This window comes from Pinirhizobacter sp. (genome assembly GCF_036499745.1).
Lineage (GTDB): Bacteria > Pseudomonadota > Gammaproteobacteria > Xanthomonadales > Rhodanobacteraceae > Pinirhizobacter.
Genome location: NZ_DASYDG010000021.1, coordinates 22,935 through 31,520, shown reverse-complemented (window position 1 = coordinate 31,520; position 8,586 = coordinate 22,935). Strand labels below are relative to the sequence as shown.

Annotated in this window: 10 protein-coding genes; 7 read left to right on the top strand and 3 right to left on the bottom strand. The window is 61.8% G+C overall.

What is annotated here, in order from left to right; all coding sequences use genetic code 11:
• Nucleotides 1-235: 235 nt before the first annotated feature.
• Together VGM61_RS07720 and VGM61_RS07715 are read right to left on the bottom strand one after the other, a co-directional pair.
• Nucleotides 236-1,099, bottom strand: coding sequence for an aldo/keto reductase (locus VGM61_RS07720; protein WP_331522184.1), 864 nt, complete (start codon nucleotides 1,097-1,099; stop codon nucleotides 236-238).
• Nucleotides 1,100-1,213: 114 nt separating this feature from the next.
• Nucleotides 1,214-2,089: a hypothetical protein gene (locus tag VGM61_RS07715; protein WP_331522183.1), complete on the bottom strand. Its 876-nt coding sequence runs from the start codon at nucleotides 2,087-2,089 to the stop codon at nucleotides 1,214-1,216.
• Nucleotides 2,090-2,207: 118 nt separating this feature from the next.
• Here VGM61_RS07715 and VGM61_RS07710 point away from each other — a divergent pair, with 118 nt between their 5' ends.
• From VGM61_RS07710 to VGM61_RS07685, 6 genes are all read left to right on the top strand, one after another.
• Nucleotides 2,208-2,390 carry a DUF1737 domain-containing protein gene (locus VGM61_RS07710; protein WP_331522182.1) on the top strand — a complete coding sequence of 61 codons (183 nt, stop codon included), beginning with the start codon at nucleotides 2,208-2,210 and terminating at the stop codon, nucleotides 2,388-2,390.
• 97 nt (nucleotides 2,391-2,487) lie between these two features.
• Nucleotides 2,488-2,766, top strand: a complete 279-nt coding sequence (locus tag VGM61_RS07705; RefSeq protein ID WP_331522185.1) for a type II toxin-antitoxin system RelE/ParE family toxin — start codon at nucleotides 2,488-2,490, stop codon at nucleotides 2,764-2,766.
• 12 nt (nucleotides 2,767-2,778) lie between these two features.
• The gene (locus VGM61_RS07700) at nucleotides 2,779-3,072 is read left to right on the top strand and encodes a HigA family addiction module antitoxin (RefSeq protein ID WP_331522181.1); all 294 of its coding nucleotides are present in this window, start codon (nucleotides 2,779-2,781) and stop codon (nucleotides 3,070-3,072) included.
• A gap of 32 nt (nucleotides 3,073-3,104) precedes the next feature.
• Nucleotides 3,105-3,527 (top strand): DUF1801 domain-containing protein, encoded by a 423-nt coding sequence (locus VGM61_RS07695; RefSeq protein WP_414694822.1) that lies wholly within the window; start codon nucleotides 3,105-3,107, stop codon nucleotides 3,525-3,527.
• Nucleotides 3,528-3,613: 86 nt separating this feature from the next.
• The gene (locus VGM61_RS07690; RefSeq protein WP_331522179.1) at nucleotides 3,614-5,803 is read left to right on the top strand and encodes a penicillin acylase family protein; all 2,190 of its coding nucleotides are present in this window, start codon (nucleotides 3,614-3,616) and stop codon (nucleotides 5,801-5,803) included.
• Between the two features lie 177 nt (nucleotides 5,804-5,980).
• Entirely contained in the window at nucleotides 5,981-6,157 is a 177-nt protein-coding gene (locus VGM61_RS07685) for a hypothetical protein (RefSeq protein ID WP_331522178.1), read from the top strand.
• Between the two features lie 22 nt (nucleotides 6,158-6,179).
• Here the strand turns inward: VGM61_RS07685 and VGM61_RS07680 are convergent, their stop codons facing one another.
• Nucleotides 6,180-7,475: a hypothetical protein gene (locus VGM61_RS07680; protein WP_331522177.1), complete on the bottom strand. Its 1,296-nt coding sequence runs from the start codon at nucleotides 7,473-7,475 to the stop codon at nucleotides 6,180-6,182.
• 105 nt (nucleotides 7,476-7,580) lie between these two features.
• Here VGM61_RS07680 and dusA point away from each other — a divergent pair, with 105 nt between their 5' ends.
• Nucleotides 7,581-8,561: a tRNA dihydrouridine(20/20a) synthase DusA gene (gene dusA / locus VGM61_RS07675; RefSeq protein ID WP_331522176.1), complete on the top strand. Its 981-nt coding sequence runs from the start codon at nucleotides 7,581-7,583 to the stop codon at nucleotides 8,559-8,561.
• Nucleotides 8,562-8,586: the final 25 nt, after the last annotated feature.

Below are 8,586 nucleotides of genomic sequence, written 5' to 3'. Positions count from 1 at the left end.
GGCGAAGGCGCCGGCGGTAGCGGTGCGGGCCTGGGGCTTGCCATCGTCAAGCGGCTTTGCCACCTGTATAGCTGGGATGTCTCGCTGCGCCCGCGCGAAGACGTCACCGGCGTGGTGGCCACGGTGCGCTTCAGCTGATCCGTATCGCCGTCTGGGGCAACTTGTACAAGGCTTGCATCGAAAGGGCCCGGTCACACCGTGAACTGACCGGGCCCTCTGCGTTCCCTTCGAGCGTTTACTTCGCGGCTTGTTCGAGCGCCTTGAAGTCTTCATCGCTCAGCTCGATCGATGCGCCGCCGACGTTCTCGATGAGATGATCGACACTTCCGGTACCGGGGATGGGCAGCATCACCTTCGAGCGCTTGAGCAACCAGGCAAGCGCCACCTGCCCGTTGCTGGCCTTCAGTTTCGAGGAAATCTTCGACAGTACTGAACCCTCGGCAGCCAGTTCGCCGGCGGCCAGCGGGAACCAGGGAATGAAGCCGATATTGTTCGCGTCACAGTAGTCGAGCACTTCCTCGCTCTGGCGGTTGCCCAGGTTGTAGAGGTTCTGCACCGTGACCACCTTGAAGTACTTCCCGGCGGCCTTGATCTCCTCGACGTTCACTTCGGAAAGGCCGACATGGCGGATCAGTCCCTCCGACTGCATGGCCTTGATCGCGTCGAACTGTTCGTCACGGGGTACTTTCGCGTCGATACGATGCAGCTGCCACAGGTCGATGCGTTCCACGCCCAGGCGGCGCAGGCTCATCAGCACGCACTGGCGCAGGTATTCCGGACGGCCCACCGGGGCCCAGATGTCCGGCCCGTGGCGGGTAAGGCCCCCTTTGGTGGCAACCAGCGTGCCCTTGTAGGGATGCAGCACTTCACGGATCAGATCCTCGCTGACATAAGGACCATAGCTATCGGCGGTGTCGATGAAATTCACGCCCACATCGGGCAGCTTCTTGAGCGTGGCGCGGGCGGCATCGGGATTTGCCGGTTCGCCCCAGATGCCTTTGCCGGTGATGCGCATGGCGCCAAAGCCCAGGCGGTTCACTTCGATGTCGCCACCGATGCGGAATTGGCCCGAATGCTTGGCGTTGTTGTTGTCGGACATGGTCAGGTTCCTTGGGAAGTGGGGGGAAACCTTCCAAGCCTAAACCCGGGACTGTTGCAGTGCCGTCACGGCTGCTGTGCAGCCGCGTCAAAAGTGCTGCTGCCCATTCGCACGTCATGGTGAGGCGCCAGGCATAGGCTCGCGATGGATGTCCATGCGCCCCTTGCCGCCAGGACAGTTGGCCGAGTACGCCAGAGTCGAATCGTCCGCCGGATCGAACGACGGACCGATCACGAAGTCCGAGCAGCCAAGGCCAAGCGGTTGCCGTGGCGACCACGCGCCGTGGTTCTTGCGCGACACGTACAGCCGCGTCGCGGCCTTGTCATCGGTCATCACGCCCGAGGCAAACACCATGGTCGTGCCGTCCGATGAAAGCGTCGCATCGAAATCTTCATCGGGCGTATTGATCGAAGGCCCGAGGTCGGTGGGCCGCGCGGCGCCCGGCCGCGTGATGAACAGGTCATGCTTGCCCATTCCGCCCCAACCGTCGGATGAAAACAGCAAACCGCCATCGCGCATGGGTGTCGGCGCCCACTCATCGCCCTTGCTGTTGATCGCAGGTCCCGCATTGACGGGAGTTCCAAAGGCAAAAGTCGCCGGATCGCGGGTGACCACGTAGATATCGGTGCCGCCAAAGCCACCCGCCCGATCGGAATGGAAGTACGACGTTTTTCCGTCTGTCGAGAACGCCGGGTCGAATTCCACCGCATCGGTGTCGAACGAAACGCGTGCCGGCGTGCTCCAGCCATCGCCGATCCGGTGCCGTTCCCAGATGTCCTGCTGTTCGGCGGGTGCGTCGCGGCCGATCGAGCCCCATAGCATCTGCCGGCCATCCGGGCTGATCGCCAGGCGTACCTCGGCCGCAGCGGTAGAGACGACGCCTGGTTCGAAAGAGGCTCTGGTGGGTGCGCCAATTGCGTTTGCCCGCGATACCAGGGCGCCAAGCACCAGACACGCCGCGCAAGCAGCGGCGGAAACCGGACCATGCATATCGATACCCCGTGCAACCAGCCCATGACGTTACCGGGCGACCGACGCGTGTTCAACCCGCCACGTCACGGTCATCGACGGGCCGCACGCTACAATGAGCCAGCCATCAGGACGACCGATGAAAACCCAGCCACCGAATGACCTTCCCATCTATCGCATTCTCTCAGGCAAGGACGACGCCTCGTTCTGCCACCGCGTCTCCGAGGCTCTTGCGCTGGGCTACCAGCTATATGGCTCGCCGGCGATGACCTTCAACGGCACCGACACCATCGTGGCCCAGGCGATCCTCTGGGGCGGATAGCCAGCGTCGAGCAGATCGAGGATGTTTCGTTGCGCGACCTTACGGCGGGATCACTTGGTCAGTTGCGATGAATCGTTTATCGATATATGATAAGAACATGATAAGGAGCTTCGCCGATAGTGATACGGAACGTCTCTTTGCTGGATTGACTGTTCGGCGTTGGTCGAGGCTGTCGAAGATCGCCCGGCGAAAACTGGTGCAACTGCATGCGTCGACGACACTCGATTTCCTGCGTGTTCCTCCGGGGAATCGACTGGAACCTTTACGAGGTGATCGTGCAGGGCAACACAGTATTCGGGTCAATGACCAGTTCCGGCTTTGCTTTCGATGGGCCGACGGCGATGCCTTTGACGTAGAGATCGTTGACTACCACTGAAGGAGGTTCGTCATGCCCAAGCTTCTTCCTCCCGTACATCCCGGTGAAGTGTTGCGCGAAGAGTTCATGCGCCCGCTGGGACTGTCCAGTAACGCCTTGGCCGGCGCCTTGCATGTTACCGCTGCGCGGATCAATGAAATCGTCAACGAAAAACGAGGCATCACTGCGGATACAGCGCTGCGCTTGGCGCGTTATTTCGGCACTGACGCGCAGAGCTGGATCAACCTGCAGAACCATTACGAGCTAGAGTGCGCCACCCGAGCGATCGGGGCCCAATTGGGCGCCATCAAGCCACGTGCAGCCTGACTGCCCTTACAATGCTTACTGGGTCGGGAGGATTGAGCATGAAGAAGCCAGCTTCGATTGACGCGACCACTGCAGCAAAGCTGATCGACCAGAGAATCGCCGAACTCGGTGACTGGCGTGGTGAAACCCTGGCCAGGATGCGTAAGCTTATTCACCAGGCTGCGCCCGATGTGGTCGAGGAATGGAAATGGATGGGTACACCCGTCTGGTCTCTCGGCGGGATCATCTGCACGGGGGAGTCCTACAAGGACAAGGTGAAGCTGACCTTCGCCAAGGGCGCGTCGCTCAACGACCCCGCTGGGTTGTTCAACGCCAGTCTCGAGGGCAATGCCCGGCGCGCGATCGACATCGCCGAGGGGCAGAAGGTGGACGCCAATGCGTTCAAGACACTGATCAAAGCTGCTGTCGAACTCAATACGAGTGGAAAAAAAACAACCCAGCGGCGGGCGAAATAACCGTCGGCGAATGTGAGTTCCAGCACTTGACGCATCTTTGAGTCAGGCGCCTAGTATCGGGGGATTCGTCCAGGGGAAAGGCACCGATGCCAGCACGCCGCCACGCCATGCTCACGTTGTTGATCGGCGGATTGCTCGCCGCGGCAGGTGCCCACGCCGCGGATAGCGATTCCGCGCGCTGGCAGCACGAAGCCAAGGCGGTCACCGTCGTCCGCGATGACTGGGGCATTGCCCATGTTCATGGCAAGCGCGATACGGACGCGGTATTCGGCATGGCGTATGCGCAGGCCGAAGACGACTTCAACCGCGTCGAGACCAATTACCTCACATCGCTGGGCCGTACTGCTGAAGCCGAAGGCGAATCCGCACTTTGGCAGGACTTGCGACAGAAACTCTTCGTCGATCCCGTGACATTAAAAGCCGACTATGCGCGAAGCCCATCGTGGCTGAAGGCGCTGATGGATGCCTGGGCAGATGGCCTCAACTATTACCTCGCCACGCATCCTGGCGTGCATCCCAGGGTGATCACGCATTTCGAGCCGTGGATGGCGCTGAGTTTCAGCGAAGGCAGCATCGGCGGCGATATTGAGCGCGTATCGACGAAGGATCTGCAGGCCTTCTATGGCAAGGACCCCCAGGGCGCGTTGGCTCAAGTGACCCCGCCCTCCAGCTGGTGGGAACCGACCGGCTCGAACGGAATTGCCATCGCACCGAAGCTCACGGTCAATGGCCACGCCTTGCTGCTGATCAATCCGCATACCTCGTTCTTCTTCCGCTCCGAGTTGCAGATGTCCAGTGACGAAGGGCTCGATGCTTACGGCGCGGTCACCTGGGGTCAGTTCTTCATCTACCAGGGATTCAACAAGCATATCGGGTGGATGCACACCTCCACCGGCGCCGACGTGGTGGACGAGTTCGCCGAGACAATCGAGCGCAAGGACGGCAAGCTGTTCTATCGCTACGGCAACGACATGCGCCCGGTGGCGTCGCGCGACATCGTCGTGCCCGTGCGCTCGGCGGACGGTTCACTCACTGAGCGGCATTTCACCGTATACGCCACGCATCACGGCCCCATCGTTCGAGCTCTGGGCGACAAGTGGATCGCGGTTGCGCTGATGAACAAACCGCTGGACGCTTTGCAGCAAAGCTGGCTGCGCACAAAGGCCAACGATTATGCGGCCTATATGAAGGTGGCTCAGTTCAAGGCCAATTCGTCGAACAACACTATCTACGCCGACGACAAGGGCAACATCGCTTATCTGCATCCGCAGTTCATTCCCAACCGCGACAACCGCTTCGATTACACCAAGCCTGTCGACGGTAGCGATCCGGCTACCGACTGGAAAGGATTGCTGCCTTTGGACAAGGCGCCCCACCTGCTCAATCCCCCGACTGGCTGGATCTTCAATACCAACGACTGGCCCTATTCGGCCGCAGGGCCTGATAGCCCCAAACAAGCGGACTATCCGCGCTACATGGATGCGGTGGGTGAGAATCCCCGCGGCCTGCATGCCACGCGGGTGCTCACAGGGCGGCGCGGTTTCACGCCGGCTTCGCTGATCGATGCGGCCTTCGATCCCTATCTGCCGGCGTTCGCGCGCCAGTTGCCAATCCTGATCGCCGACTACGATGCGCTACCCGCCAGCGATCCGTTGAAGCACCAGCTTGCCGGGCCCGTGGCGCTTCTGCGCACGTGGGACTACCGCTGGGGCGTTTCGTCGATGCCGACGTCGCTCGCCGTGTTCTGGGGCGACATCCTGTGGGACAAGGCCAGCAAGCTGGACACGGCCGAAGGTTTGTCCATCTACGATGTGATGGCGGAGAAAGCCGGTTCCCAGGCGCGCCTGGGTGCCCTGGCCGAGGCGGCTGACCGGCTGCAGAAAGATTTCGGCAGCTGGGGAGTTCCCTGGGGCGAAGTCAATCGCTTCCAGCGTGTCGATGGCGCGATCAAGCAGCGCTTCGACGATACAAAGCCGAGCATCCCCGTGCCCTTCACTTCATCACGCTGGGGCTCGCTGGCCTCGTTCGGCGCGCATCGCTGGCCGGGCACGAAGCGCTACTACGGCACCAGCGGCAACAGCTTCGTCGCGGTGGTGGAATTCGGCGACAAGGTGCACGCACGGGCGATCACCGCCGGTGGTGAAAGCGGCGATCCCACCTCGAAGCACTTCAACGACGAGGCCGAGCGTTACACCACGGGCAACCTGCGCACGGTGTATTTCTGGCCCGAGGAGCTCGAAGGCCATATTGAGCGTACGTATCATCCCGGTGAGTGAGCTTGCCAACCCCGAACACGTTGACGCCACCAGGAAAACAACCGTCACATAAATCGCCGGCAGGTTTGTCGAAATAACCTTTCGCCGTTCGACGTCCCCCTGAAAGCACCCATTCCGGGTGTAGTGCCCCCTCCCCTGGACCGGGTGGCACGCCAGCCGACGACGAAAGGAACCACCATGAACGCCGTGATTTCGCATCGCCCCGCCGCCGTGGCCGCCGGCCGCAGCGCCTTCTGGACACGTGCGGCCGTCCTTGGCATGGGGCTGCTCGCCATCTACCTCGGCGTGCCCTCGCCACTCATATACGCATGGGCGATCCGCGGCTCACGCCTGTTCTTTTCGGCGTTCACTTGATTGTTCCGCGGTTGGCTCGAAATCACTTTCTTCGTGCATAGCCAACCCATCGCTTCAGGATCAGCAAAAACAAAAGCGGGATGAAGGCGGCATACGCATACTGGCTCCTTGCCACGCCGGTGCCATACGGAAACCAGATGCCCGGAACGCCCAACATGTTGAGCTCCGTGGCGAACAGGCCAATGCCGACCAGGATGGCGGCGAGCGCTGCCAGATAAGCGGAAGGTTTCGCTGACCGGATCACGCCAAGGCCAATGATCCATAGATAGAGCGCGGCAAAGGCCACGCGCACGCCTTCGACCATCGTGTCGGCAGCCACTTTGAGGCCATGGGGCGCGTCCGGCATGAACCATGGGCGGCCAAGCCATGCGAAGACCAGGTAAACCACGGTGAGCGCGGTTATGGAATGGCGCAACCAGGGATATTTGTTTATGCCGAACCAGTCCCGCCAGGCCAGGGTCCATGTCGCCAGAACCAGCGGCCTGAGTATCACGGTGGTCCCGATGTCGGAGCAGCGCAAGCTCAGGACGTCCCACCAGTAATACACCGACTGGTTGGCGCGCAGGAGCGCAAGGAGAACCAGCCCGGCAGCCAGCCATCGGTAGGCATCGTGGGTTCTGCAGCAAATCAGTCCGAAAACCATGCATGCCAGCAGGATAAATGCGATCGGCTCGATCGCGTCCGCCACGTAGCCCTTGAACGTCTGCAGCCATTGCACCTGATGAAGCTGATCGATACTGGCGGCGTCGCCGATGATCGGCGCGACATGGATTCCGCCGTTGTCGTCACCGGCATCAAGGGGATCCATCCATACGCGAAAGGCAATCAGGTAGGTCTTCGTGTCCGTCGATGATGACGACGGCAACGGATACACACTCGGTCGCACGCCGAACACCGTTGGCCGGGTACCGGTGAAGGTGCCGGAGCCACCAAGGAGTTTTCCGTCTGCGTAAAGCTGGTAAGTCGAATCCACCAGGGTCGGCCCCGCCAAGTGGAGCGGGTTGTTCCCGCCGCCATCGACAGTGACTTTCAGCCGGTACCAGGCGTAACCGGTGTAGCCGGCATGGCCGCGCGGACTCCATCCGGATACGTACCCCGGCAGCCCCACATCGCCGTCATGGGCATTCGGTGCGGGAGTAAGGTCGACGGTTTCCCATGAGCTGTCATCGAAGTCCGGTGAAGACCAGCCAGGATCATCGCCGACATGGAATCGCCACGGCCCGTTCAAGGGGACGGTCGAATGCCCAAGGGTGATACGAGCGCCTGGGGCAGGCTCAGCCAACGCCAGGCGGCTTGCCGTGGCTAGCGCCACGAACATGCAAAAGAAAGCCAGGAGCCCCGAACGTCTCATCGCTTCATTCCCCCTATGTCTCCGGCAAAGCATAAGCGATCGCCGCTAAAGAGGGCGGCTATAATCTTTCCCATGCAAGTCGTCGATCCCACCGCCTACCGCCTTACCGTCGCCCCCATGATGGACTGGACCGACCGCCACTGTCGGTACTTCCATCGTCTGCTGTCGCCCCATGCGCGCCTCTACACCGAGATGGTAACCAGCGCGGCGCTGGTGCGTGGCAACCAGCTGCGGCTGCTCGAGCACAGCCACGAGGAACACCCCGTAGCCCTGCAACTGGGCGGCAGCGATCCGGTAGAGCTCGCAGCGGCGGCACGCATGGGTGCCGCGGCCGGTTACGACGAGATCAACCTCAATGTCGGTTGCCCGTCCGACCGCGTGCAGTCGGGGCGTTTTGGCGCCTGCCTGATGCGCGAGCCTGCCCTGGTGGGCGAATGCGTCCGTGCCATGGCTGCAGCGGTGGATATCCCGGTGACGGTGAAGTGCCGTATCGGCGTAGACGACCAGGACGAATACGCCGACCTGCAGCACTTCGCCCGCACCATGGTGTCAGCCGGCGTGAAGGTGTTGGTGGTGCATGCGCGCAAAGCCTGGCTGCAAGGGCTCAGTCCGAAGGAAAACCGCGAGATCCCGCCGCTGGACCATGGGCGCGTTTATCGCCTGAAGCAGGAATTTCCCGACCTCACCATCGTCATCAATGGCGGCATCACCACGGTGGAACAGGTGCAGGCACACCTGGCGCGGGTGGACGGGGTGATGCTGGGGCGCAGCGCGTACCACGACCCGTACCTGCTGGCCCAATGTGAGGAAGCCCTGTACGGCACCCCATTGCCGGGCCGGGTGCAGGTGCTCGAACACCTGCGCATCTATATCGAGGCCGAAATGGCCCGCGGCACGCAGTTCAAGCACATCAGCCGCCATATCCTTGGGCTTTTCCAGGGGGAAGCGGGTGCCCGGCACTTCCGCCGGACCTTGAGCGATGGTGCCCACCAGGACGGGGCAGGGTGGCCGTTGATGGAGGCGGCGATCGCTCCGCTGCGGCAGGTGGCATGAAAGGTTCCGCGCTCCTGAACGTCGA

Bases quoted from the DNA above. Each gene is read 5' to 3' on its own strand.
- VGM61_RS07720 (WP_331522184.1), bottom strand. From the start codon at position 1,099: ATGTCCGACAACAACAACGCCAAGCATTCGGGCCAATTCCGCATCGGT.
- VGM61_RS07715 (WP_331522183.1), bottom strand. From the start codon at position 2,089: ATGCATGGTCCGGTTTCCGCCGCTGCTTGCGCGGCGTGTCTGGTGCTT.
- VGM61_RS07710 (WP_331522182.1), top strand. From the start codon at position 2,208: ATGAAAACCCAGCCACCGAATGACCTTCCCATCTATCGCATTCTCTCA.
- VGM61_RS07705 (WP_331522185.1), top strand. From the start codon at position 2,488: ATGATAAGGAGCTTCGCCGATAGTGATACGGAACGTCTCTTTGCTGGA.
- VGM61_RS07700 (WP_331522181.1), top strand. From the start codon at position 2,779: ATGCCCAAGCTTCTTCCTCCCGTACATCCCGGTGAAGTGTTGCGCGAA.
- VGM61_RS07690 (WP_331522179.1), top strand. From the start codon at position 3,614: ATGCCAGCACGCCGCCACGCCATGCTCACGTTGTTGATCGGCGGATTG.
- VGM61_RS07685 (WP_331522178.1), top strand. From the start codon at position 5,981: ATGAACGCCGTGATTTCGCATCGCCCCGCCGCCGTGGCCGCCGGCCGC.
- VGM61_RS07680 (WP_331522177.1), bottom strand. From the start codon at position 7,475: ATGTTCGTGGCGCTAGCCACGGCAAGCCGCCTGGCGTTGGCTGAGCCT.
- dusA (WP_331522176.1), top strand. From the start codon at position 7,581: ATGCAAGTCGTCGATCCCACCGCCTACCGCCTTACCGTCGCCCCCATG.